This is a genomic window from Pseudoalteromonas sp. 3J6 (assembly GCF_903995135.1).
GTDB lineage: Bacteria > Pseudomonadota > Gammaproteobacteria > Enterobacterales > Alteromonadaceae > Pseudoalteromonas.
The window spans coordinates 3,023,440-3,049,467 of the sequence record NZ_LR877185.1; the positions used below are offsets into that span (position 1 = coordinate 3,023,440).

General features: G+C 41.0%; 18 protein-coding genes and 1 pseudogene. 8 read left to right on the top strand and 11 right to left on the bottom strand.

Annotated features, from left to right (window positions below; all coding sequences use genetic code 11):
* Positions 1–82: 82 nt before the first annotated feature.
* A complete protein-coding gene (locus P3J6_RS13645; RefSeq protein WP_054201098.1) occupies positions 83–1,024 on the bottom strand; it encodes a LysR family transcriptional regulator in 942 nt (313 codons plus the stop codon).
* A 125-nt stretch (positions 1,025–1,149) separates the two neighbouring features.
* On the opposite strand from P3J6_RS13645, the gene P3J6_RS13650 reads away from it, so the two are divergent.
* Positions 1,150–1,806 carry a nitroreductase family protein gene (locus P3J6_RS13650; RefSeq protein WP_055012950.1) on the top strand — a complete coding sequence of 219 codons (657 nt, stop codon included), beginning with the start codon at positions 1,150–1,152 and terminating at the stop codon, positions 1,804–1,806.
* A gap of 45 nt (positions 1,807–1,851) precedes the next feature.
* Here P3J6_RS13650 and P3J6_RS13655 read toward each other — a convergent pair whose 3' ends face one another.
* The 5 genes and pseudogenes from P3J6_RS13655 to dapB all read right to left on the bottom strand — a co-directional run bounded on the left by P3J6_RS13655 (position 1,852) and on the right by dapB (position 9,137).
* Positions 1,852–2,910, bottom strand: coding sequence for a S66 family peptidase (locus P3J6_RS13655; RefSeq protein WP_198523314.1), 1,059 nt, complete (start codon positions 2,908–2,910; stop codon positions 1,852–1,854).
* A gap of 169 nt (positions 2,911–3,079) precedes the next feature.
* Positions 3,080–3,555 (bottom strand): annotated as a pseudogene (gene greA, locus P3J6_RS13660) (transcription elongation factor GreA).
* Between the two features lie 50 nt (positions 3,556–3,605).
* Positions 3,606–6,824, bottom strand: a complete 3,219-nt coding sequence (carB, locus tag P3J6_RS13665; protein WP_178956215.1) for a carbamoyl-phosphate synthase large subunit — start codon at positions 6,822–6,824, stop codon at positions 3,606–3,608.
* A gap of 16 nt (positions 6,825–6,840) precedes the next feature.
* Entirely contained in the window at positions 6,841–7,977 is a 1,137-nt protein-coding gene (gene carA / locus P3J6_RS13670) for a glutamine-hydrolyzing carbamoyl-phosphate synthase small subunit (RefSeq protein ID WP_198523315.1), read from the bottom strand.
* 362 nt (positions 7,978–8,339) lie between these two features.
* A complete protein-coding gene (gene dapB / locus P3J6_RS13675; protein WP_198523316.1) occupies positions 8,340–9,137 on the bottom strand; it encodes a 4-hydroxy-tetrahydrodipicolinate reductase in 798 nt (265 codons plus the stop codon).
* 569 nt (positions 9,138–9,706) lie between these two features.
* Between dapB and P3J6_RS13680 the strand changes: the two genes are divergently transcribed.
* The gene (locus tag P3J6_RS13680) at positions 9,707–11,020 is read left to right on the top strand and encodes a Na+/H+ antiporter NhaC family protein (protein WP_198523808.1); all 1,314 of its coding nucleotides are present in this window, start codon (positions 9,707–9,709) and stop codon (positions 11,018–11,020) included.
* 118 nt (positions 11,021–11,138) lie between these two features.
* Positions 11,139–11,927: a nucleoside-binding protein gene (locus P3J6_RS13685; protein WP_198523317.1), complete on the top strand. Its 789-nt coding sequence runs from the start codon at positions 11,139–11,141 to the stop codon at positions 11,925–11,927.
* 62 nt (positions 11,928–11,989) lie between these two features.
* Here P3J6_RS13685 and P3J6_RS13690 read toward each other — a convergent pair whose 3' ends face one another.
* Entirely contained in the window at positions 11,990–12,787 is a 798-nt protein-coding gene (locus P3J6_RS13690; protein WP_138607349.1) for a M48 family metallopeptidase, read from the bottom strand.
* A 170-nt stretch (positions 12,788–12,957) separates the two neighbouring features.
* Between P3J6_RS13690 and P3J6_RS13695 the strand changes: the two genes are divergently transcribed.
* Positions 12,958–14,157 (top strand): Bcr/CflA family efflux MFS transporter, encoded by a 1,200-nt coding sequence (locus tag P3J6_RS13695; protein WP_198523318.1) that lies wholly within the window; start codon positions 12,958–12,960, stop codon positions 14,155–14,157.
* 27 nt (positions 14,158–14,184) lie between these two features.
* On the opposite strand, the gene grpE is transcribed toward P3J6_RS13695, so the two are convergent.
* Both grpE and P3J6_RS13705 read right to left on the bottom strand, forming a co-directional pair.
* Entirely contained in the window at positions 14,185–14,796 is a 612-nt protein-coding gene (gene grpE, locus P3J6_RS13700; RefSeq protein ID WP_008113139.1) for a nucleotide exchange factor GrpE, read from the bottom strand.
* A 58-nt stretch (positions 14,797–14,854) separates the two neighbouring features.
* Complete coding sequence (locus P3J6_RS13705) at positions 14,855–15,820, bottom strand: HrcA family transcriptional regulator (protein WP_198523319.1); 966 nt, start codon at positions 15,818–15,820, stop codon at positions 14,855–14,857.
* Between the two features lie 167 nt (positions 15,821–15,987).
* Here P3J6_RS13705 and nadK point away from each other — a divergent pair, with 167 nt between their 5' ends.
* From nadK to P3J6_RS13725, 4 genes are all read left to right on the top strand, one after another.
* Positions 15,988–16,872 carry an NAD(+) kinase gene (gene nadK / locus P3J6_RS13710; RefSeq protein WP_198523320.1) on the top strand — a complete coding sequence of 295 codons (885 nt, stop codon included), beginning with the start codon at positions 15,988–15,990 and terminating at the stop codon, positions 16,870–16,872.
* Between the two features lie 115 nt (positions 16,873–16,987).
* Positions 16,988–17,545 carry a hypothetical protein gene (locus P3J6_RS13715; protein ID WP_198523321.1) on the top strand — a complete coding sequence of 186 codons (558 nt, stop codon included), beginning with the start codon at positions 16,988–16,990 and terminating at the stop codon, positions 17,543–17,545.
* A 75-nt stretch (positions 17,546–17,620) separates the two neighbouring features.
* Positions 17,621–19,294, top strand: a complete 1,674-nt coding sequence (recN, locus tag P3J6_RS13720) for a DNA repair protein RecN (RefSeq protein ID WP_198523322.1) — start codon at positions 17,621–17,623, stop codon at positions 19,292–19,294.
* Between the two features lie 47 nt (positions 19,295–19,341).
* Positions 19,342–19,659, top strand: coding sequence for a hypothetical protein (locus tag P3J6_RS13725; RefSeq protein WP_138607357.1), 318 nt, complete (start codon positions 19,342–19,344; stop codon positions 19,657–19,659).
* A gap of 123 nt (positions 19,660–19,782) precedes the next feature.
* Here the strand turns inward: P3J6_RS13725 and P3J6_RS13730 are convergent, their stop codons facing one another.
* On the bottom strand, positions 19,783–21,198 hold the full coding sequence (locus tag P3J6_RS13730; protein ID WP_076918541.1) for an FAD-dependent oxidoreductase: 1,416 nt from the start codon (positions 21,196–21,198) through the stop codon (positions 19,783–19,785).
* A gap of 9 nt (positions 21,199–21,207) precedes the next feature.
* Positions 21,208–25,665: a glutamate synthase large subunit gene (gene gltB / locus P3J6_RS13735; RefSeq protein WP_198523323.1), complete on the bottom strand. Its 4,458-nt coding sequence runs from the start codon at positions 25,663–25,665 to the stop codon at positions 21,208–21,210.
* Between the last annotated feature and the right edge of the window lie 363 nt (positions 25,666–26,028).

Below are 26,028 nucleotides of genomic sequence, written 5' to 3' on the forward strand. Positions count from 1 at the left end.
CAGCCTAAACATATTCCTCATAAAGGGTTTAATTGGCGTTTTTTAAAAACTATTTAAGTTAACGTTACTAAACGTGTATTTGTTACTCGTTAATTAATATACGTTTATCAACAATCCCCTGCTTTACTAGCTGATTCAATAAGTGAGCGGTTTTTTCTCTGCACACATCACGCAATAGTCGTACAGCGGGAGTAATCGATTGCCTGCTTGGGCAAATGAGCCACAGCTCACCACAGGTATGCTGGTAATTATTCATCACAGTAACAACGCGTTTATTTAATAAGTCATCGGCAATATCTAACGCTGATTTAACCGCTAAACCTTTACCTGCAACACACCAACGCCTAACTAAATCGCCATCATTTGAAGCTCGTCTGCCCTGCATTTTTACTTTGTATTTTTTTCCGCCGTCGGTAAATTCCCACACATTATTGATAATATCTTGCAGCTGGTAAAATAATCCGTGATGCTGCGCTAAATCATCTGGGTGCTCTGGCTCACCATATTTAGCTAAATAGGTAGGTGTAGCACAGAGTAGTCGCGGTACGTTGCAAATTTTAAATCCATATACACTACTATCACTGGGTGAGCCATAACGTAGTGCTATATCAACCGAATCACGAAAAAAATCGATATTGCTATCGCTAATGTGCGTACGCAAGCTCACACTTGGGTACTTATCCATGACTTCATCAATCCAAGGTATCACTAAGTTGCGCCCTAAATCAGATGAGGTAGCTACCCGTAACTCCCCTTCAATGGCATCATGTTCTCCTTTAAGGTTTTGCCTTGCCGTTTCAAGCACGGCCAGAGCTTGTTCGCATTGGGGTATGTATCGCTCCCCTGCACTAGATAAACGCAAATGACGAGTGGTTCTAATAAATAATTCACAGCCAAGTGCCAACTCTACACGCTTAATAGCAGCACTGGCCGTTGCTGTGCGCATATCTAACTTGGCTGCTGCTAGCGTAATGCTTCGACACTCAGCTACTTTTAAAATCAGTTTTAAGTCATCAACCTGCATATTATCTATTTTTATTTGATAATGATTCAATAATTATGCTGTTTATTTTAAATAAAGCAAATTGTATTATGCTGCTCATACACTCAATGAACACTATTTATCAGCCCTTTTTTTATGGAGAGACTATGACTCACCCTATTATTCGCGATCTTGAAAGCCGCCACACCGCTAAACGTTATGATGCTACAAAGCGCATTTCTCAAGACGATTTAGCGGTATTGTATAATGCTATGCGTCTTTCTCCTTCGTCAATTAATTCACAGCCTTGGAAATTTATTGTGATTGAATCTGATGCCGCAAAAGAGCGTATGCACAGTACCTTTGCTAATAAGTTTCAATTTAATCAGCCACACATTAAAGCGGCATCACACATTATTTTATTCGCTCATAATCCGCAATATACCCGTGAAAACTATGGCCAAGTAATTGATGCTGATATAAAAAATGGCCGAACTCAAACAGAAAACCGCGAGCAAGCTTTTGGCGCCTTTGCGTTTGTGGATTTAAATACCGATGAGCAGGGTAATAATGCCGCCTGGACTAAAGCACAAACCTACATTGCTTTAGGCAATACTATGCATGCAGCAGCACGCTTAGGCATTGATACCACACCGATGGAAGGCGTTGATGCACAACTGATTGGCGAAGAGTTCGCAAGCGAATTAGATGGCTACATCTGTGATGTCGCACTTGCGCTGGGCTACCATGACGCAGAAGAAGACTACAATGCTAAACTGCCAAAATCACGTTTAAGCAAAGAACAAATTATTCAGGTTTTATAAGTCATAACTGCTCACTTTAAATAGTAAGTGAGCAGTTTATTATTACTAGGCTAGTTTTGTGACCACAGATGCACTGAGCACTTTGCCTTGTTCAACATCTGCGGTAACAGTGCATAATGCACCATTAACTAAGTTTAAATTAGGAGGAATGTGGCCAATATCAGCATCAATGATCACCGGAAATAAACACCCACCAAAAGCGGCATTTAAGCCTTGGCGATAATCAAACCCTGGGTCTTGCCCTTGTAAGGTCACATGACGACCAATAATCACCCCATTTATATCATCAAACATGCCCGCTAATTTAAGTGACAATAAAAACCGTGCAACGGTCGCTGGCGTGAGCTCTGCGCTTTCTAAATAAAGTACAATACCTTGCGAGGCATTGTGCTTTTTAAACTCATGCAGAGCTAAAAAAGGCGAATCAAGTAACAGCCCAACCGTATCAAGACACCCACCAAACAACCGCCCTGACATTTCAATACTGCGCTTATCGGTGTAATTTAAACATTGCCATTGTGTGGGAACGCTGTGATCAAATAATGCATTCGGGTTTTGTGCGTAATCAGGCTTGCTATGTTGATGGTTAGTCGAGGGGGCTTGCTCAAACTCACTGCTAGCCTCATAGCTTAGGCTTTCAAAAATTTGTAAACAATACGGGTCTTTTTCATCAGGGTGTAATTGAATTAAATTAGCACTATGCAGTGTTGCCCAATTACATTTTGCTGTCAGTGCACAAGCAATCGTACTGACATCTGAATAGCCCACTAACCATTTAGGTTTAGCGTTTTTAATTGCGCTAAAATCAAGCAGAGGCAATATTTCCATTGCCAGCTCTCCGCCCATTGGCGGCATGATCGCATCTATTTCATCATCTAATAAAAAGTCCATTAATTGCTTGGCATGCTGCTTAGCTGTAAGTTGAGTTCGCGGCTCGTTTTGACGTAAAAACTCCCCCTCAACAATCTGATAACCTCGATGTTTTAAGCCATTAATGACAATATCTAACCGTGGATGGTATTTTGATTTGATCCCCGCTGATAAAGAACACACGGCGATTTTAGATCCCACTTTTAAAGGTGCCGGATACAGTATATTTGCCATATTATTTCCTTATTGAAGAATAGGTTACTACCATAACAACATAGCCTACATTTACAAACAATGAATAATATTCAACCGATTCTAAACCAAATATAAAAACCAAGCATAAAAAAACCAGTGCTTATTACTAAGCACTGGTTTTTATAAAACGTTAAAGTGAGTTAACTAATTAAATATACTCAACCTCAATGATTTCGTACTCTACATCACCTTTTGGCGTTTTGATAATCACAGCGTCATCCGCTTGTTTACCAATTAAGCCGCGAGCAATTGGTGAATTAACAGAAATTAAATTACTTTTAATATCTGCTTCATCATCGCCAACAATCTGATATTTAACTTCAGCGTCGGTTTCAACATTAACGATGGTTACTGTAGTACCAAAAATCACTTTACCTGTATTAGGCATCTTTGTTACGTCAATCATCTGCATGTTTGAAAGTTTTGCTTCAATTTCTTGAATACGGCCTTCACAAAAACCCTGTTGCTCACGCGCAGCGTGATACTCAGCATTTTCTTTTAAGTCACCGTGTTCACGTGCATCAGCAATATCAGATACAATTTTTGGACGGGTAACAGTTTTTAATTCGTTAAGCTCATCGCGCAATAATTTTGGCCACGAACTGTCATTGGAATTGATTGCATACTTTTCTCACTTAATCCCAAGGCCATGGTTATGGCCTTGGCACATTTCCTTAGTTCAATCGCAGGTGTAGTTCTTGAACAGACGTCACTTTACTGCGGTCATCTGCTTGGTTAGCAGTACAGTTAGCAAATGCCGCATTCAATGTCGTAGTATAATTGGTTTTGTGCTGCAATGCACCACGACGTAACACCTTCGAATCTTCAATCGCTTGGCGACCTTCGGTGGTATTAACGATATAGCTATACTCGCCATTTTTGATTCTATCAAGAATGTGCGGACGACCTTCGTATACTTTATTTACACGGCGAACCGTAATTCCAGCATCTTCAAGTGCAGCAGCTGTTCCACCTGTTGCATCTAGCTCAAAACCAAGTTCTGTCATGGTTTTAGCTAGTTCTACAATACGTGGCTTATCGCTATTACGTACAGATAGTAACGCGCGACCACCACGTGGTAAAGTGTTGCTTGCACCTAATTGTGCTTTTGCAAACGCTTCGGCGAAAGTATCACCAACACCCATTACTTCACCCGTTGAGCGCATTTCAGGTCCACGGATAGGATCCACGCCTTGGAACTTAGCAAATGGCAATACCACTTCTTTTACGCTGTAGTAAGGTGGAATCACTTCTTTAGTAATGCCTTGGCTTGCTAAAGATTGACCCGCCATACAACGTGCCGCTACTTTTGCAAGTGCTACACCCGTTGCTTTAGATACAAATGGTACTGTACGTGCTGCACGTGGGTTTACTTCGATTAGATACACTTTGCCATCTTTAACCGCAAATTGTGTATTCATCAAACCAACTACGCCAAGTTCAAGTGCCATATCAGTTACTTGCTTACGCATCACATCTTGCACTTCTTGCGTAAGCGAGTGAGCTGGTAATGAACATGCTGAGTCACCAGAGTGAACGCCTGCTTGTTCAATATGCTCCATGATGCCGCCAATAATCACTTGCTCGCCGTCGCAAATTGCGTCAACGTCAACTTCTATCGCGTTATCTAAGAAACGGTCTAGTAATACTGGCGCTTCATTTGATGCAGATACGGCTTCGGTCATGTAACGACGCAAGTCTTGCTCATCGTATACAATTTCCATCGCACGACCACCTAATACGTACGAAGGACGTACTACCAGTGGGAAACCAATTTCAACTGATTTAAGTAGTGCTTCTTCAGTAGAGGTAACCGTCGCATTTTCTGGTTGCAGTAAGTCTAAACGCTCAACAAGTTGTTGGAAACGCTCACGGTCTTCTGCACGGTCAATGGCATCAGGTGAAGTACCAATGACTGGCACGCCGTTCGCTTCAAGCTCACGCGCAAGTTTAAGTGGCGTTTGACCACCGTACTGCACGATAACGCCTTTTGGCTTTTCAACACGTACAATTTCTAGTACGTCTTCAAGCGTAATTGGCTCAAAGTATAAACGATCAGATGTGTCGTAATCGGTAGAAACCGTTTCAGGGTTACAGTTAACCATGATGGTCTCGTAGCCGTCTTCGCGAAGCGCAAGGGCTGCGTGTACACAACAGTAATCAAATTCAATACCTTGGCCGATACGGTTAGGACCGCCACCAATTACCATGATTTTATCACGGTCAGATGCGTTAGCTTCACATTCTTCATCGTAAGATGAGTACATGTAAGCAGTGTCTGAGCTAAATTCAGCGGCGCACGTATCAACGCGTTTGTACACAGGTACAATATTGAGTTGATGGCGCTTTTTACGAATTTCAGCTTCTGACACACCAGCAATTTCTGCAATACGCGGATCGGCAAAACCTTTACGTTTAAGTTTACGTAAGAAGTCTGCATTTAAGCCGGCCATACCGACTTCTGAAATTTTAGCTTCATCTTTTAGGATGTCTTCAATTTGTACTAAGTACCAAGGGTCAATCTTAGTCAGTTCGAACACATCTTCAACACTCATACCATGGCGCATTGCATCGGCAATGTACCAAATACGCTCTGCACCTGGCTCACGTAATTCACGAATGATTTTTTCTTTTGCTTTCGGGTCGTCAAGCGCCACAATTGGGTTAAAGCCCGTTGCGCCTACTTCTAAACCACGTAATGCTTTTTGTAATGACTCTTGTTGGTTACGACCAATCGCCATTACTTCGCCTACTGATTTCATTTGCGTTGTTAAACGGTCGTTTGCACCGGCAAATTTTTCAAAGTTAAAGCGAGGAATTTTTGTTACAACATAATCGATTGAAGGCTCAAACGATGCTGGGGTTTTACCGCCAGTAATATCATTCTGTAACTCGTCTAACGTGTAACCTACAGCAAGCTTAGCTGCGATTTTAGCAATCGGGAAGCCTGTTGCTTTAGATGCAAGCGCTGATGAACGTGATACACGCGGGTTCATCTCGATGATAACCATACGGCCATCAACTGGATTTACACCAAATTGTACGTTTGAACCGCCGGTTTCAACACCAATTTCACGCAATACGGCCATAGAGGCATTACGCATAATTTGGTATTCTTTGTCGGTTAATGTTTGTGCTGGTGCAACCGTGATTGAGTCACCTGTGTGCACACCCATTGGGTCAAAGTTTTCAATAGAACAGACGATAATACAGTTGTCTTTTTTGTCACGAACAACTTCCATTTCGTATTCTTTCCAACCAATTAACGATTCATCAATTAATAACTCGCTGGTTGGTGAAAGGTCTAAACCGCGCTCACAAATTTCTTCAAACTCTTCCATGTTGTAAGCCACACCGCCACCGGTGCCGCCCATTGTGAAAGAAGGACGAATAATACACGGTAAGCCGATTCGGGTCATGGTATCGCGCGCTTCATCCATTGAATGGGCAATTTCGGCACGTGGACATTCAAGGCCGATGTTACGCATAGCAACATCAAAACGCTCACGGTTTTCTGCTTTATCGATTGCATCGGCTGTTGCGCCAATAAGCTCAACGCCATGCTTTGCCAATACACCGTGCTTATCTAAATCAAGCGCACAGTTTAATGCCGTTTGACCACCCATTGTAGGCAGTACAGCATCTGGCTTTTCTTTTTCAATAATTTTTTCTACCACTTCCCAGTGAATTGGTTCGATGTATGTTGCATCGGCCATTTCTGGATCAGTCATGATAGTGGCTGGGTTTGAGTTAACTAATATAACTCTATAGCCTTCTTCTCTTAGTGCTTTACACGCTTGAGCACCAGAGTAGTCAAATTCACAAGCTTGACCAATTACAATTGGGCCTGCGCCTAAGATAAGAATGCTTTTTATATCGGTACGTTTTGGCATTATTACTCCGGTTAAATTAGTGGTTACGCGCTTGCATCAAGTCGATGAAGTGGTCAAATAATGGGGCTGCATCGTGCGGACCAGGACTTGCTTCAGGATGACCTTGGAAGCTAAACGCTGGTTTATCTGTACGGTGAATACCTTGTAATGTACCGTCAAATAACGATTTGTGCGTAGCACGTAAGTTATCTGGTAATGTGGCTTCATCTGCAGCAAAACCGTGGTTTTGTGCAGTGATCATTACAACATCGCGGTCAAGATCTTTAACTGGGTGGTTACCACCATGGTGGCCAAACTTCATTTTTACTGTTTTAGCACCTGAGGCAAGTGCTAGTAGTTGATGCCCTAAACAAATACCAAAAATTGGCGTGTCGGTTTCTAAAAAGGTTTTAATTGCATCAATGGCATAAGTACATGGCTCAGGATCGCCAGGGCCGTTTGATAAGAAAATACCATCTGGGTTTAAGGCTAGTACGTCAGCGGCAGAGGTTTGTGCTGGGACAACGGTCAGTTTACAACCACGATCAACAAGCATACGTAAAATGTTACGTTTAACACCGAAGTCGTAGGCAACAACATGAAACTTTTCATCATCAGCGTTTAAGGTTTTAAACCCTTCGCCTAATGTCCAGCTTGATTCGCGCCACTCAAAATTTTCCTTGGTTGAGACAACTTTTGCTAAATCCATACCTTTTAAGCCTGGGAAGGCTTGCGCGGCTTCGAGCGCTTTTTTCTCGTCTAGTTCGTCACCAGCAACAATACAGCCATTTTGTGCGCCTTTGTCACGCAAAATACGGGTTAGTTTTCTGGTGTCGATGTCCGCAATACCTAAAATATTACGTTCTTTTAAGTAATCATCTAACGATTGCTCGTTACGAAAATTACTTGCTAGCAGTGGCAAATCACGGATCACTAGGCCTTTCGCCCAAATGTGACTCGCTTCTTCGTCTTCGCTGTTGGTACCCGTATTACCGATATGTGGGTACGTCAAAGTTACGATTTGTTCCGCGTACGATGGATCAGTCAAAATTTCTTGATAACCAGTCATAGACGTATTGAATACTACTTCACCGACTGACATGCCGTCAGCGCCGATTGCAGTACCGCGAAACACTGTGCCGTCTTCTAGGACTAACAGAGCGGATTTAGTCAAGTTAAACCTCCTAACAGTAAAAAACGGGAGTAAGCAAATTGCTTAACACCCCGCCAATACCCAAATAATTGGTCAAAACCTGATTCCTGTGAGCTTAAATTGTTTTACGCAGTCTTAAATGATGCCGATGTAAACCACTAAACCTTCATTCATTTTTCTTGCCTAAAACTCTTTTTATTCCCACACAAACCCCGGTTTTGCTAACCATATGAGTATAATTGGAAACACGCATTTAGTAATTTTTGGCAAATTGGCTGTATTCTACATGAAGTTGGCTTTTAGGTCTAACGCTAATTAGTAAATTGCAATAAATAAGTGGTTATACCAAAAAACCACCTCAAAGCGTTAAAAAAGGAACTTAACTACTTTAAATCTAGCACATCTTGCATATCATAAAGTCCTGCAGGTTTATTTTTCAACCACTGCGCAGCTCTTATAGCACCTAGCGCGAAGGTCATTCGCGAACTTGCTTTATGGGTTAATTCAAGTCTTTCGCCCATTGTAGCGAAGTAGGCCGTGTGTTCACCTACTATATCGCCGCCTCTTAGCACCGAATAGCCAATTTCATTTTGTGATTTGGCCTGCTCTATGTTGTTACGATCATAAACAGCAACCTCATCATGATCCCACCCTTTAGCCTGTGCAATCGACTCGCCAATAGCTAATGCTGTACCCGATGGCGCATCGATTTTATGACGATGATGCGCTTCAAAAATTTCAATATCTAAATCATCGCCTAATTTTGTCGCTGCTGTTTGCACTAAGTTAAGCAGTAAATTTACGCCCACGCTATAATTACGCGCAAATACGATCGGGATATGTTTAGCGGCATCGGTTAATAGAGCCATATCATCATGAGTTAAGCCAGTGGTGCCAATTACCATAGGTGTTTTTTTCTCAACAGCTGTATTTAAGTGATTTCTCATGCCTTGTGGAAGGGTAAAGTCTATAAGCACATCTACATTTTCAACCTGCTGTTCACTGCTAAAGTGAATGTCTTTTGCAGCTGCACTATTAAGTTGATTAACCGATAGACCGACTAACTCAGACTCACTGCGTACATAGGCCGCCGCTAATTGTGAATTTTTATTGATTGTTGCTGCTTCTAAAAGTGCCAGCCCCATACGGCCATTCGCACCAAACACACCTACTCGATTCATCTTTTACAACCTATGTATTTTTTAGTTAGCTAGATTTTATCTAAAACTCATGTAATAGTCAGGAAAGCTTATAAAAAAGCTTCGATTATTTTAGGGTCTGTTGACCTTTGCGGATTAAAATTTGCTTAAACTAGGAGCGGTTTAATCGTGGCGCGAGGTTTGTAACCTAGTGGGCTAAGTAAAAACCGAGCAACAAAGAGTAAATCGCTCCTAGGCAGAACCCTTCGGGCAGCGCCTGTTTGGCATTGATGCTGCGTTATCGCCTATTTATAGGGAATAACCACACCACATAGGCTCTGCCTTGCCTAAATACCAAACAGACTGCTGCAAATTTAACCTTGAAAGATCAACAGACCCTCATAATAATAACAGATAGTCTTTGCATTTAGCCATCTATACATTTAAACTTCTTTTTTGCGCCGATTTGGTCTTTGGCTTGCGGGCGCTGTTGAGTTACTTATCTGGTTAGATAGTAAAACAAACAACTAAATTCAGCTAAAAGAGGGATGCTTTGGCTGTTAAGTATATCAATCGGTTTCGATTGCTATGAATAATTAATGAGGATTATGATGCAGCCATCATTTGATAAAAATAAAGCAAGATTTTCTTTGCTACCCCTACTCACCTTTGTTGCTATTTTTTTAGGCTCAGGCTTATATTTGCAATCTCAAGGGGTTGATTATGCATTTTATCAACTCCCAGCACCGGTCGCTATTTTACCTGCGATTGTTTTAGCCTTTATCTTAAACAAAGCCAGTATTAATCAGAGTGTAGAAACCTTTATTAAAGGCGTGGGTAATAACAATATTATTACCATGTGCCTTATCTATTTATTAGCAGGTGCTTTTTCTGCGGTTGCAGGGGCAACCGGTGGCGTTGACGCGGTTGTTAATGCTGGTCTCTCTCTTATTCCCCCTTCATTACTTCTGCCTGGTTTGTTTTTAATTGCAGCGGTTATCTCTACTGCGATGGGCACGTCAATGGGAACTATCGGTGCTATTGGCCCAATTGCTTATGCAGTATCAATGAAAACAGGGATTGATCCCGCATTAATGGCCGGTACCATTGTATCTGGCGCCATGTTTGGTGATAACCTATCAATAATTTCCGACACTACGATTGCAGCTACCCGCACGCAAGGCTGTGAAATGAAAGATAAGTTTAAAGAAAATCTTAAAATTGCTGTTCCGGCCGCTATCCTTACTATTGCATTACTATTGTTTTTAACGCCTGCAGCACAAGTAGTTGATACCAAAGACTACGATATTTTATTAGTACTTCCTTATGCCTTTATTTTAGTACTGGCAGTAATGGGCTTTAATGTATTTGTAGTACTGTTAAGCGGTATTGTTTTCGCCGCATTGATGGGCTTTACTGGAAGCTATGAAGGCGCCAGCTTTGTAAAAGATATTTACCAAGGTTTTAGCGACATGCAGGAAATATTTTTGCTCTCTATGTTTATTGGTGGCCTCTCTGAGTTTATTCGTATTAATGGCGGCCTCGACTACATCGCGCAAAAAATTCAAGCAATCACTAAGGTCATTGCAAAATGGCATCGCAAGGTAGCGGATCAGTTAGGGATAGCTGCATTAGTGCTAACCAGCAATATGTGTATTGCTAACAACACAGTGTCTATTATTGTGACTGGCCCTATTGCTAAAAAGCTAGCTGACGATGGCGAAATTAGTGGTAAACGTTCTGCCAGTTTATTAGATATTTTTGCCTGTGTTACCCAAGGGTCTTTACCTTACGGCGCACAAGCACTTCTGCTTGGTGCTACATTTAAAATTAGCCCGTGGGAAGTATCAACCTCATCTTACTACTGCTTTATTTTAGCTTTTACCGCTATTGCGGTTATTTGTTTACGTCGTAATAAAGCTTAAATCTTCTTTAAACAGTGTATTAGCCACATGCTAGTACACTGTTTATGACAATAAATAATTAACAAATTAACCGTCTTTGCTATAATGTGGTATTCAGCGTGTCACATAAAATATGGTTATGAAAATTAAAAACTTACTTCCTCTCGTTGCACTTAGTGCGTGTACCTTAAGTTCAACAGCTACTGCTGCTAATTGGAGCAGTACTGCGCTTCATATTAACAACGGTAATCATAAAAACCCGTTCACTGAACAAAAATCAAGCACCACGGTTTATTCATTGCAACATGCTTCAGGCCATGACTATGGGGATAACTTTTTCTTTATTGATTACAGCACTGATGGCAATGACGATAACTACCAAGATCAAGACTTTTACTTTGAAGGTTATTCTACGCTTAGCTTATCGGCCGTTATGGACGAAAAAGTAGCGTCAGGTGCGCTCGTTGATGTTGGCCTAACCATGGGTATTAATGCCGCAGGCGATGCTAAAGTTGTTAAATACTTACCGGGTGTAAAATTAAGCTGGGATGTGCCTGGTTTTAATTTCTTCTCAACCCTTGTGACTGCCTACATTGATGATAGTGAAGGTGTTGCAAAAGGCGGTGCACCTATTGAAACTAACAGCTGGATGTTTGACGTTGCTTTTGAATATCCATTTATGATTGGCTCACAAAAATTTAGTGTTAAGGGTCATGCGGAATATATTGCTGAGCGTGAAGATGAGTTTGGTAATGACGTACGCGCTTGGTTTTTAGCTCAACCTATTATTGTATGGGATATGGGGCATGCGCTAGAAATGAAAGAAAACACCTTACTGTTAGGTATGGAGTGGCAGTACTGGCATAACAAACTTGGTACAGATGTTACAGAGTCAGTTCCACAAGTACACATAGAGTGGACTTTTTAATAATTAAATACTTAACTATTAAAAAATAAAACCTGTCATTAGACAGGTTTTTTTATGGTTGATTACAACTTACACTGCGGATTTTTACCTTGTGCTTTAGCTGTTCTTTGCTCACTAAGCGCTTTACCCATTTGCGATTGTAAATTTGCAATACGGCTTGTTGGTGCTGGGTGAGTTGATAAAAACTCTGGCGTTGCCCCACTGCCCGCTTGACTCATATTTTGCCAAAGCGTAACAGACTCTTTAGGGTTGAAACCTGCTTGCGCCATTAAATCTAAACCAATAACGTCTGCTTCTGTCTCATGTGAACGACTAAACGGTAAAACAACACCATATTGAGCACCAAGACCAAGCCCTTGCATAATTTCATTACGGTATTGCACGTTACCCATTTCAAGCGCCGCACTGCCCACTTTCATTCCAGTTTGTAAAATAGAGCTTTGTGAAACACGTTCATTTGAGTGCTCTGCAATCACATGACCGACTTCATGACCTAAAACAGTTGCAAGCTGATCTTGATTTGTAGCAATTTTTAATAATCCAGTGTGCACGCCAATATAACCACCTGGCAATGCAAAAGCGTTTGCAGATTCATCTTCAAAGACCACCACTTCCCAATTTTGAGATGCATAATCTGTAGGAAGCACGGCTACTACTTTGTCAGCAATACAATTGACGTAACTGTTAACTTTTGGGTCTTTATTTACCGGCTGTGTTTTTTTCATTTGGGCAAAACTCGCAGTGCCCATTTGACTCATTTGTTGATCTGAGTAAAGCGCAATCTGTGTGCGTCCAGTTGGTGATGTTTTACAACCTACTAATACTGCACTGGCAAGTACTGCCAAAACCAATTTCTTCATTATAATGCCCTAAAAAAGTTTGTTACTGAGTATAGAATACCAAACGCAGTGTTAGTTTAAAATCTTTGCTTTCTGCGATTAAACAATTAAGTTAGCAGGCAAACTAAGTTTATCCAACGCCATTGCCCTGCTATACTGCCCAACCTATATTCGTTGTTTTGAGTTTTTAAATGAGCGCTTCGGCTTCTTCTTTTAATACCCGTATTTTATTGCCTTTATTAGCCAGTATTGTAGCAATCACGCCTTTAGCCATTGATATGTATTTACCGGCTATGCTGGTAATTGCCAACGATCTCAATACTAGCATGCCAAATGTTCAAATCTCGTTGAGTATCTATTTAGCAGGTTATGCATTGGGAATGTTATTTTTTGGCCCCATAGCCGATCAAATTGGCAGGCGTAAACTGGCACGAATAGGGCTCAGTTTATTTGGCTTGAGTTCACTCGCTTTAGCATTTACCACTGAAGTGCATACTTTTTGGCTGTTAAGAGCAGTACAGGCATTTACAGGGGCGGCAGCTACGGTTGTGGTTCCTGGGATTATTAGACACATATATCAAAAAAATACTGCTAAGGGTATGTCGTACGTGTCTATGATTATGATGATAGCGCCTTTACTTGCCCCCTCTATTGGCTCAGTTATTTTAGGCTTTTCGCTTTGGTCGACTATTTTTATTGTTTTAGCGGCTTATAGCTTTGTAATTTTACTTTTTGTGCAGCGTTACTTAATTGATATTCCGATATTTAAAAATGATCGTAAAGGGTTATCGCTTTTCTTTTCAAGTTACAAAGTGGTATTGAGCAACCCGCATGCTCGCGCTGATATTTTAAGCTCGATGTTTGTGTCGTTTGGCTTTTTTTGCTTTTTAACCTCGGTTCCTTATATTTACCTCGACTTATTTAAAGTATCAGAGCAATTATTTGGTCTGCTATTCGCTTTTAATGTAATGGCGCTGATGTTTGGTAACTTTTTAAACACTCGCGTAGTACCACGTATTGGCTCACGAAAAATGCTTTATTACGGCTTAATATGTGGCTTTATCTCTGGCACAGCATTACTCAGTTTTAGTGTAATACATTCATCGCTTTACTTTATTGTTGCGGCTATTGTCCCGTTAATGATGAGCTTAGGCATAATAGCAAGTAATGCAGATTCATTAATTTTGATGAAGTTTGAACAAAATACCGGAACTGCTACGGCGGTTATCGGAACCTTGCGTTTTGGTAGTGGCGCATTAGTAGGCCCTATATTAGCGGTAATGCATGCACAAAGTGCGGTTCCATTTTCTAGTTTAATGTTTAGTGCGGTGGTACTGACAATACTGGTGCAGTTAATACATTATTTTAAAGACAAAAAAAATGCCTCATAATGAGGCATTTTTAAATTATATACTTAATTAAGCGTCAGCGGCTTTAGATACCATAACCATTGCAGGGCGTAATAAACGGCCGTTTAATGTGTAACCTTTTTGCATTACTGCTAAAACAGTATTTGGGGTTACATCGTTGCTTGGTTGGATTGACATTGCTTGATGAAAGTCTGGGTTAAACTGCTCACCTTGAGGGTTTACAATTTCAACACCAAATTTAGCTACCGCGTCGTTAAAGCTTTTCACTGTCATATCAATGCCTTCAAGTAAAGGCTTAAGCGTTTCATTTTCTTTATCAGAAAACTCAATAGCACGCTCTAAGTTATCTATAACAGGGAGTAATTCATTAGCAAACTTTTCTAGTGCAAATTTGTGTGCTTTTTCTACATCTTGTGCAGCGCGACGACGCATATTGTCCACATCTGCAGCAGCGCGAACTACGCTATCTTTTTGATCTGCAATAGTTTGCTTTGCAGTTTCAAGCTCGGCATATAACATAGCAATTTCTGCCTCAGGGCTTTGCTCTTGCTCGGCATGTTGCTCAGCTGCTTCAACTGCCGCCTCAACATCGGCTTCCATTTGCGTCACTTCTTCGTTCAGTTCTACTTCTTGCTCTGGGTTTTGTGTCTGCTCAGACATAAAATATACGCTCCAATTCTTTACAACTGCGGTAATTATGGGGATTGAATAAAAAGATTCAAGAGCTCAATGGCTCTAATAATTTAAATTCTTGGATTATTTTCTCTAATTGCGCTGATTTTGGACAAATAACACAAAAACGACTTTGATATTCTTGGTTTTGAAAATACGGCACACTGATCACTATAAGATCATCACAGGAGCTAAAAGGTAAGTTTTCGGCACCAAGAATGGAGACCCCATTTTTGAAAACGAGTTTATCTTCAACAAAATTTAAGAATGACACACCAATATTGAGACTTTGCTCACAGTCTATTTTCTTATAAAGGTAATTTTCCCCAACAACAATGCTGTTATCTGAGCCTAATTTTTGGCTTAGCTCACGGGTCCATTGAGTTAAAGAATCATGACAATTACGTGGTGCCGTATTGGCCATTGCCTGCATCCGATAAAGGCCTTCGATTAAAGATTGTTGACTAAAAACCGTATTGAGCCAAGTCGCAAATTCATAACGTTGACTATCGCTTGGATCATGAGGCTTATTAATACAAATATTGTGGCTCTGCCCTGCTCTATCTAAGAGTAAAATAAGCCAGTTGTTTGCATCAAAGTCGAGCACTTCTACCCTAAATACCTGCTGTGTTCTAACCTGCGGTAGCCCCACACAACAGCATACTTGGTAACGTTGACTCAAACCATGCGCAAGCTCAACCAATTGTGCCTGCTCAGGTTGCCAATAATTAGCAATATCATTGAGCGTAAAAAACTCATCAAACCAATAGTCAAACCCATCATTGGTCGGCACACGGCCAGCCGATGTGTGTGGTGAATACAACAAGCCTATTTTTTCAAGGCGCGCCATCGCGTTACGCACAGTGGCAGAGCATACCGCCATATCTTTTTGCTTTGCAATTTTTGTTGACGGCACAGGTAAGCCATCGCCATTACAGTACATACTCATAACAGCGGCAAATATTTGCTGATCTCGTGGGTTTAGTTTCATGTTATCTACATCTTTATGCATAGCTGTTATATCGGGGCTAAGTATTATTATTTCAAGTATAAAAAATACAATAAATCTAAATTTTACAGTGAATTAATTAAATCCGCTGGTTATTACTAAGATCTGTGTTTTCAAACACTTCTGTTTTAGGTTACTCTACAAATATTAGAACTTTCAGTGTATTTATTATGGACTCTCCCTTTAATACTATCGGCTTGATTGGTAAGCCAAATCATCCTAATGCTGCCGCTACTTTACAACGATTACATACGTTTTTATTAGCTTTAGGCTTTGAGGTGATTGTTGAAAAACGTACAGGGAGTCAACTTAGTGATGTACCGAGTGACAAACTCGTAAAGCTCGTTGATTTAGGCGAGCGTGCCGACTTAGCGATTGTGGTTGGAGGCGATGGCAACATGCTTGGTGCTGCAAGGGTGCTGGCACGCTTTGACATAGCCGTAATTGGTGTTAATAGAGGTAATTTAGGCTTTTTAACAGATCTGAACCCAGAAGGATTTGAAGGTAGCTTAGAGCAGGTACTCAGCGGCGATTACATTGAAGAGAAACGTTTTCTATTAGAAGTTGAAGTGTATCGACATAACGAGCTTAAAAGTGCTAATTCAGCAGTAAACGAAGCGGTGCTTCATGCTGATAAAGTAGCACACATGATTGAGTTTGAAGCCTTTATTAACGATGATTTTGTATTTTCACAACGTTCCGACGGTTTGATTGTATCCACTCCAACAGGGTCAACGGCCTATTCTTTATCAGGTGGTGGACCTATTTTAACACCAGAGCTTAATGCAATGTCACTAGTTCCCATGTTTCCACATACTTTATCAAGCCGCCCTTTAGTGGTTGATGCTGACAATGAAGTGCGTTTAAAGCTTAGTTTAGATAATACTGATAGCTTACAAGTAAGCTGTGACAGCCATGTTGTACTCGCCGTATTACCGGGTGATGAGGTAGTTATACGAAAAGCAGATAAAAAATTACGCTTAATTCACCCCAAAAATTACTCTTATTATAATGTGCTACGTAAAAAGCTTAATTGGGGTAGTCGTCTATACTAGTTTGAACGAATTTTAATCTGAAAAAATCATTAGCCCCTAATTTTATTGCCAAAGATGCAACTTTAGCGCAAAATATTGGACTAGAAATTTTAAATATCATCAGGAAAAAGTAGTAATGAATTATGTAGTATTTCTTGCTTTATTATTATTAATTACCCTACTTGGCAGTTACATGCTAATTGAGAGTAATCGAAAAAAAACCATTGAAGCAAAGAAAAAGCTGTTTAACGAGCGCGTAGCAAGTACTCAATCACGTTTAAAAATAAAACTAAACGAGTTACTTGATGCAAAAGTAATCAGTGCTAAGCACCTTCCTCGAATTCAAGCCGTTGTTAGTAACTTTTTTGTGGTACAGCCTCACACCGATGAAAATTTAGTTAAGCTGGAATCGTTATGTGACCAACTTATTAATATACTTAACGAAGAGCTTATAAAAACCTATAAAAGTAATAATAGCCAAGCATTTGCCGACAGCACTCAATATTTTATAGCAGAGTTGCCAGCTCAAGGTATTTTATACAATAAAAATTTTTACCAAGAAGCCCTTCCTACGTTAATCTTAAAGTTGAAAACTGAAGACAACATACAACCAGTTGATAATATTGATCTTAACGATGAAACCCTCCCTATTGATGAAGAAAAAAAAACACTAATTGAGTCCAGCCTTGCTTAAAATATAGAAATTTAGTTTGCAATAAACCAAAACACTGTATAAATTAACAGTTAATTCACTGGATGGATGAACAGTATGTTAATTGGTTTAGAAATTAAAAATTTTGCAATTGTAAGTAATTTAAGCACTGAATGGCATTCGGGCATGACCGCTATTACCGGTGAAACGGGTGCGGGTAAATCAATCGCTATTGATGCGTTATCATTGTGCCTTGGAGAACGAGCAGAGGCTTCAGCTGTGCGCCCAGGCACTGATAAAGCCGAGGTAAGTGCGCAATTTGATTTAAGCAATTTGCCACATGCCCATGCATTTCTAGAAGAGAACATGCTTAATAATGACGATAACGAATGTCTACTTCGTAGAGTTGTTTGCAAGAATGGCCGCAGCAAAAGCTACATTAATGGTAGCCCTGTCACCGCTGCACAGCTAAAAGAGCTAGGCCAATATTTAATTTCTATACACGGTCAACATGCACACCAGCATCTATTAAAAGCAGAGCATCAATTACAGCTACTGGATGCTTACGCCGGGCACCAAAATCTAGTTAATGCTGTAAGCCAACGCTATAAACGTTATGCTGATTTACAAAAAGAATTTAAACAACTAGAACATCAACAGCAACAACAAGCTGCGCAGAAACAGTTATTAGAATACCAAGTAGCTGAACTTAATGAATTTGCCTTGCAAACAGGTGAATTTGAACAAATAGAAGCAGAGCATTATAAGCTCAGTAATAGCCAAACTATTTTGCAATCTTGTCAGCGCGAGCTACAACACTTATACGAAAGTGATGAGCAAAATGCGTGCTCTCTTATACAACATAGCGCGCAACAATTTAATGAACTTGCACATTATGATGAAACCCTGGCCAATGTAGCAGCATTACTGACAGAAGCGGCGGTTCAAGTTGAAGAAGCAAGCAGAGAAATACGCAATTATACTGAACAAGCTGACTTAGATCCTACTCGCTTAACGGAAGTAGAAAACAGGCTCAGCGGCGCTATGGATTTAGCAAGAAAACACCATATAAAGCCACAAGAGCTCGTTGAGTTTCATCAAAATGTAACACAAGAGCTAGACTCTATAAGCAGTAATAGTTCGCGCCTCGAACAGCTTGAAGGTGAAATTACAGCAGCTCTTGAAGATTATCAAACGGCTAGTGAGGAATTAAGTGCTAGCCGTCATCAATACGCTAATACACTTAATGGCTTGATCAGCGAAAGCATGGCTAATTTATCTATGGAAAATGGCGTTTTTGAAATAGCCCTTACAGCACATACCGATCGCTCTCCAAACAGCTTAGGTTTTGATAATGTATCGTTTTTAGTATCAACAAACCCAGGGCAACCATTGCAACCTTTAGCAAAAGTAGCCTCTGGTGGTGAGCTATCACGCATTAGTTTGGCTATTCAGGTTATTATTGCCCAAAAAGTCACGACTCCTACGCTTATATTTGATGAAGTTGATGTCGGTATTTCTGGCCCTACTGCTGCTGCAGTTGGTAAACTACTTCGCCAATTAGGTAAATCGACACAAGTAATTTGTGTAACTCATTTACCGCAAGTGGCCAGTAGTGCTCATCAGCAATTTTTTGTTGCCAAAGAAATCGCTAATGGTGAAACATTTACGCATATGCTGGCATTGAATAAAGATGGCAGGGTTAATGAAATTGCGCGCTTGCTGGGTGGTGATAACATTAGCAAAACAGCTAAAGCAAATGCGAAAGAGCTTATAAAAGCGCACGGATAAAATTATACATTTATAGTGCGTTACCTTGATACGGTGAGGATACCTTGATGCAAACAACGGTCATTTATTTTGGCTTAGCAATTAACTGGCTACTACTTATAGTTAGTGTACTTTTAGCCATGTTTAGCAAGTTTAAACATACACAATTTAAACAAGGCTTATATCGTTTTTTAAATATGGCATTGATTGTACATATTGTTATTGCTGTTATGTTAGTTTTTAGCAGCACAACTATTAGTGGCTTAATAACACTTAGTTGGTTGGTTATTAGCCTACAGCTTGTTTGTAACATTATCTGCTATAAAAGTGTGAAACGTCGACAAGCCAGAGTGAAATCGAGCCTTGATCACTTCTCGATGGATTAACTAACATAGCGTTTAAAAATGCCCGCAACCTGTGTATTGCGGGCATTTTTATTTGTAAAACTGAGGGAATAAAAAAGCAAACCCGAAAGTTTGCTTTTGACTCCATTCTAACAAAAGAATTATTTACACTTTTAAATAATCCATAATGCCTTCTGCAGCATTACGTCCCTCAAATATAGCGGTAACTACTAAGTCTGAGCCACGAACAATATCGCCTCCAGCAAATATTTTAGGGTTGGTAGTTTGATGAGTAAATTCACCTTGTTCAGGTGCATTAATACCGCCCCAGTGGTTAATTTCTACATCGTATTTTTCTAACCAGTCCATTTTATGAGGCTTAAAGCCAAATGCCATAATCACTTGTGTTGCTTCAATAATATGCTCTGATCCGGGTACTTCTTCAGCGCGACGACGGCCGTTTTCATCTGCCTCACCAAGCTGAGTTTTTACCATTTTAACGCCAGCGACTGCGCCTTTATCATTAAGGACAATCCCTTTTGGCTGAACGTTATAAGTAAAAATCACGCCCTCTTCTTTGGCATTTTTTACTTCACGTTTTGAGCCAGGCATGTTTTCTTCATCACGACGGTACGCACAGGTCACCTTTAATGCATTATGACGAATTGATGTTCGCACGCAATCCATTGCAGTATCACCGCCACCTAGCACAACGACTTTTTCATTTGCCATATCAATACAGGCTTGCTTAGACTCATCGTAACCCATAACACGATTGGTGTTACCAATTAAGAATGGCAGTGCATCATGCACACCCGGAGCATCTTCGTTTTCAAGCCCCGCACGCATACTCTGATAAGTCCCCACTCCCAAAAATACGGCGTCATACTCATTAAGTATTTCATCCATGCTAATGTCTTTACCCACTTCGACATTAAGCTTAAATTCAACACCCATTTCAGTAAATATTTCGCGACGTTTTTGCATGACTTCTTTTTCTAATTTAAAAGAAGGTATACCAAAAGTTAACAGTCCACCAATTTCTGGGTGACGGTCAAATACCACAGGCTTTACGCCGTTGCGTACTAAAATATCAGCACAGCCTAACCCTGCGGGTCCTGCGCCGATAATAGCCACTTTTTTATCAGTCCATGTCACATAGGACATGTCTGGCTTCCAGCCCATTTTGAACGCGGTATCGGTGATGTACTTTTCAATATTACCAATTGTTACCGCACCAAATTCTTCATCTAATGTACATGAGCCTTCACATAAGCGATCTTGCGGGCATACTCGACCACACACTTCAGGCAAACTGTTAGTACGGTGCGAAAGCTCAGCCGCCTCTAAAATGCGCCCTGTACGGATCAGTTTTAACCATTGTGGAATATAGTTATGTACTGGACATTTCCACTCACAATAAGGGTTACCGCAATCAAGGCAGCGATCTGCCTGTGAATTAACTTGGTTTTCTGAAAAGGGTTCATAAATTTCTACGAACGATTTTTTACGCGACGAGATTGGTTTCTTGCGTGGGTCTACACGCTGCACGTCTATAAATTGATATACATTTTCGCTCATACTGCCCCCTTATTGCGCCTGAACACGTAGTTCGGCGCTACTGCGAGCGCGATGCCCGAGTAAACTTTTTACGTCACTTGATTTAGGTTTTACTAATTTGAACATCGGTAAATAAAGTTCAAAGTTAGCTAAAATAGTTTCTGCTCTGCATGAGCCTGTTAGCTCTAAATGGTCAGCAATTAAGCCGCGTAAATGCTCTTGATGTGAACTCAAATCATCTAAAGTAACCACTTCAACCAACTCTGGGTTAATGCGTTTCTCAAAATCACCTCGTTCATCTAAAATATAAGCAAAACCACCGGTCATACCTGCACCAAAGTTAACTCCTACATTACCAAGTACACATACCACACCACCGGTCATATATTCACAACCATTATCACCAACACCTTCAACAACAGCTTGCACACCCGAATTACGCACAGCAAAACGCTCACCAGCACATCCGGCTGCAAACAATTTACCGCCAGTGGCACCATATAAACAGGTATTACCTACGATGGTTGCTTTGTGACTTTCAAATGACGAACCCAGTGGTGGGCGAACGACTAGCTTACCGCCAGCCATCCCTTTACCAACGTAATCGTTGGCATCACCAACTAAAGTCATTTCAAGGCCGCCAGCATTCCATACCCCGAATGACTGGCCAGCTGTACCATGAAGTTCAATCACCACTGGATCTGCTGCCATACCTTGATTACCGTGCTTATCAGCAATATAACCAGAAAGCATTGCGCCAACAGATCTATCGGTATTACATATACGACTCACTAATGAAATGCCGCTTGAATTATCAATTGCCTCTTTTGCCTTGCCTAGCAAGCTCTCATTTAACTCACCTAAATAGTGCGAGCTATTTGGTGCACTGCAAAACAGTGTTTCACCCGTTGGGTTGTTCGGCTGAGCGATAACCGCTGATAAATCTATTTTTTGTTGTTTGGCTGTTTTGCCTTCAATGGCTTCGAGTAAATCTAAGCGACCAATCAAATCGGTTAGGTTTGCAACACCTAAACTTGCCATAATTTCACGCGCTTCTTGAGCTATAAACTTAAAGTAGTTCATCGCCATTTCTGGTAAGCCGTGATAATGCTTTTGGCGCAGTGTATCGTCTTGGGTTGCTACACCAGTAGCACAGTTATTTAAGTGACAAATTCGTAAGTATTTACAGCCTAACGCCACCATAGGTCCGGTACCAAAACCAAAACTTTCAGCGCCTAAAATGGCTGCTTTGATGATATCAAGCCCGGTTTTTAACCCCCCATCTGTTTGCAGGCGAATACGATGACGAAGGCCATTTTCGACAAGTGCTTGTTGCGTTTCTGCAAGGCCAAGCTCCCATGGGCTGCCAGCATATTTAACCGAGGTTAAGGGACTTGCACCTGTGCCACCATCGTAGCCTGAGATAGTAATTAGATCGGCATACGCTTTTGCAACACCGGTTGCAATTGTTCCTACGCCCGGTTCAGATACCAGTTTTACTGAAATCAGTGCATTCGGGTTTACTTGCTTTAAATCAAAAATAAGCTGGGCTAAATCTTCAATAGAGTAAATATCATGATGCGGTGGCGGTGAAATTAGTGTCACACCCGGTACCGAGTAACGAAGCTTGGCAATATAGGGCGTTACTTTTTCACCTGGTAACTGCCCGCCTTCGCCCGGCTTAGCGCCTTGAGCCACTTTTATTTGAATGACATCCGCACTGCGTAAATAATGAGGTGTTACACCAAATCGACCAGAGGCCACTTGTTTAATCCGTGAATTTTTTTCTGTACCGTAACGAAGTTTATCTTCGCCACCTTCGCCAGAATTTGAGCAACCACCTAAACGGTTCATAGCAATGGCTAGTGCTTCATGCGCCTCTGGTGATAATGCACCAATACTCATCGCTGCAGAATCAAAACGTTTATAAAGCTCAGTGGCAGGCTCGACGGCATCAATGCTTATACCCTTTTCAGGTAGTTTTAAAGCCAACATATCGCGCAAAGTCGCGACTGGACGGTGATTAACTAGCTTTGCGTATTCGCTGTAATCACTATACTCGCCGCTACGTACTGCTTTTTGTAACGTTTGAATCACATCAGGGTTGTAAGCATGATACTCGCCGCCGTGAACGTATTTAAATAAACCGCCATGGCTTAATAATTTACGTTTACTAAGCGCCAGTTTATGCAAGCTTTGCTGATCGTCATCGAAGTCGCTAAAACACGCCCCTTTTATGCGACTTGCAACGCCCTTAAAACACATCTCAACAATCGCGTCCGATAAGCCAACTGCTTCAAACAACATCGAACAACGATATGAAGCCACGGTGCTAATACCCATTTTCGACATGATTTTGTACAAGCCTTTATTAATTGCTTGACGATAAGCCAGTGTCACTTCGCAGTATGACTTATTAATTACCTTGCTATCGCTCATGGCCACAAGTGACTCATACGCTAAATACGGGTAGATTGCGGTTGCACCGAAGCCAAGTAGAACAGCAAATTGATGCGCGTCACGAACGCTACCGGTTTCAATAATGATGTTAGACTCACAGCGTAAGTTATTATCTACCAAGCGTTTTTGTACCGCACCCACCGCCATAGCTGCAGGAATAGGTAATTGATTGTCATCAAAGTTACGATCCGTTAATACCAGCATAATGCAGCCAGATGCGGCTTTTTCTTGTGCTTCATCACAAACACGCTTAACGGCGTTTTCAAGTCCTTCTTCTACGGTGTAAGTAATGTCAATTTTACAGTAACTGTAGTGTGCTTCATCGGCATTGAGTAGCTGCTGCATGTCAGCATACATTAAAATAGGTGTATCAAATTGTAGGCGTTTAGCATGCCCTGTCGTTTCATTAAATACGTTTTGTTCACTGCCAATACACGTTGCCAACGACATTACATGGTTTTCACGTAACGGATCGATTGGCGGATTAGTCACTTGGGCAAACTTCTGGCGGAAATAATCGTAAAGTGAACGATGCCCTTCGCTTAGGACGGCAAACGGCGTATCATCACCCATTGAACCGGTAGCTTCTTGACCATTTTCACCCATAACACGAATAACACTGTCTAGCTCTTCATTAGTATAGCCAAACATCTTTTGATATTTGGCTAGAGTTGCATCATCGAATGAGCGATTACCTGCATCTTGCTCAGTCAGTGCTTCAAAAGGTGTTAAGCGTTTAACGTTTTCTTCTAACCACGATTTATAAGGGTGGCGTGATTTTAAGTCTTGGTCAATTTCATCTGAATGCCAAATTTTTCCGAGTTTGGTATCAATAACGAGTAGCTCGCCAGGGCCAACACGTCCTTTTTCTACCACCTCATCAGCGGTGTAATCCCAAATCCCCACCTCAGAAGCTAAAGTAATAAAACCATCTTGAGTAATAATATAACGCGCTGGACGCAAACCATTACGGTCTAGGTTACAGGCTGCAAAGCGCCCATCCGACATAACGATGCCTGCAGGGCCATCCCACGGTTCCATATGCATAGAATTAAAATCATAGAACGCACGTAAGTCGTCATCCATAGCTCGATTTTTTTGCCATGCTGGCGGCACTAGCATGCGCATCGCACGGAATAAATCCATACCACCAGCTAAAAATAGCTCCAGCATATTATCGAGGCTAGATGAGTCAGACCCTGTCTCATTAACAAACGGCGCTGCGCTTTGTAAATCAGGAATAAGTGGCGAAGCAAATTTATAAGAACGGGCACGTGCCCATTGGCGATTACCTTCAATAGTATTAATTTCACCATTGTGCGCTAAATAACGAAATGGTTGCGCTAAAGGCCAGCGAGGCTGTGTGTTTGTAGAGAAGCGTTGATGAAAAACACAAATAGCACTGGTCATGCGAATATCCGCAAGATCGAGATAAAAATTTGGCAAGTCAGCAGGCATCATTAAGCCTTTATAGATGGTGACTAGCCCAGATAAACTCGCAATATAAAATGATTCATCGTCCATTAGGCGCTTTTCTGCACGACGACGTGCAACATACAAGCGGCGTTCTAAATCTTTAGAACGCCAACCTTCTGGCGCACTAATAAAAATTTGTTCAAAACCTGGCAATTGTTTTAGAGCAATAGGTCCTAACATTGATGGATCAGTTGGAACCACACGCCAGCCCAAAATATTTAGCGTTTCTTTTTCTAGTTCTTCGCTTAAAACATCTTTGGCTGCTTGTGCTAGTACCGGATCAGCATTGAGGAAGATCATCCCAACGGCGTAATTTTTACCTAAATGCCAATTATTCTCGGCAGCAATAGCCCGAAAGAAGCTGTCTGGTTTTTGTAATAACAAGCCACAACCATCACCCGTTTTACCATCAGCAGAAATACCACCGCGGTGCTGCATGCGATCTAAACCGGTGATCGCCGTACGAATGAGTCGGTGACTCGCTTGGTTATTAACTTGGGCTATTAAGCCAAAGCCACAATTATCTTTTTCTAGTTTTGAGTCATATAACATGGACCCCTCCCCTTGCTGCGCTGTTAACGTGGATGAACGGCTCGACGATTTGCTAACAGACGAACAAAATTAGCGTTATTCCACCCTTGAGTCAATATTTTTATGAATACATATTCATTATATTGAATATATTTCAACTTAATTAAAAATCATAAAATAATGCCACCCATTAACATTTGCATAGATATCGAATCGAAAAATAGATTGACACCGGTGTTATTTTTAAAAACTTGTAAACAAAAAGCATGCACGACTAGCAGTTTACGTAAACGTAAGGCGAGCTAAAAATGAATAACTATTCATTAGGTGCTATTTCCTCTTTTGTGCTGTATTAGTAATTCATCTGAACACGACATTTAATTA

Coding starts and splice junctions, on each gene's coding strand:
- P3J6_RS13645 (WP_054201098.1), bottom strand. CDS start 1,024: ATGCAGGTTGATGACTTAAAACTGATTTTAAAAGTAGCTGAGTGTCGA.
- P3J6_RS13715 (WP_198523321.1), top strand. CDS start 16,988: ATGAATTATGTAGTATTTCTTGCTTTATTATTATTAATTACCCTACTT.
- P3J6_RS13680 (WP_198523808.1), top strand. CDS start 9,707: ATGCAGCCATCATTTGATAAAAATAAAGCAAGATTTTCTTTGCTACCC.
- grpE (WP_008113139.1), bottom strand. CDS start 14,796: ATGTCTGAGCAGACACAAAACCCAGAGCAAGAAGTAGAACTGAACGAA.
- P3J6_RS13650 (WP_055012950.1), top strand. CDS start 1,150: ATGACTCACCCTATTATTCGCGATCTTGAAAGCCGCCACACCGCTAAA.
- P3J6_RS13690 (WP_138607349.1), bottom strand. CDS start 12,787: ATGAAGAAATTGGTTTTGGCAGTACTTGCCAGTGCAGTATTAGTAGGT.
- P3J6_RS13655 (WP_198523314.1), bottom strand. CDS start 2,910: ATGGCAAATATACTGTATCCGGCACCTTTAAAAGTGGGATCTAAAATC.
- P3J6_RS13695 (WP_198523318.1), top strand. CDS start 12,958: ATGAGCGCTTCGGCTTCTTCTTTTAATACCCGTATTTTATTGCCTTTA.
- carB (WP_178956215.1), bottom strand. CDS start 6,824: ATGCCAAAACGTACCGATATAAAAAGCATTCTTATCTTAGGCGCAGGC.
- P3J6_RS13685 (WP_198523317.1), top strand. CDS start 11,139: ATGAAAATTAAAAACTTACTTCCTCTCGTTGCACTTAGTGCGTGTACC.
- P3J6_RS13730 (WP_076918541.1), bottom strand. CDS start 21,198: ATGAGCGAAAATGTATATCAATTTATAGACGTGCAGCGTGTAGACCCA.
- P3J6_RS13705 (WP_198523319.1), bottom strand. CDS start 15,820: ATGCATAAAGATGTAGATAACATGAAACTAAACCCACGAGATCAGCAA.
- recN (WP_198523322.1), top strand. CDS start 17,621: ATGTTAATTGGTTTAGAAATTAAAAATTTTGCAATTGTAAGTAATTTA.
- gltB (WP_198523323.1), bottom strand. CDS start 25,665: ATGTTATATGACTCAAAACTAGAAAAAGATAATTGTGGCTTTGGCTTA.
- nadK (WP_198523320.1), top strand. CDS start 15,988: ATGGACTCTCCCTTTAATACTATCGGCTTGATTGGTAAGCCAAATCAT.
- P3J6_RS13725 (WP_138607357.1), top strand. CDS start 19,342: ATGCAAACAACGGTCATTTATTTTGGCTTAGCAATTAACTGGCTACTA.
- dapB (WP_198523316.1), bottom strand. CDS start 9,137: ATGAATCGAGTAGGTGTGTTTGGTGCGAATGGCCGTATGGGGCTGGCA.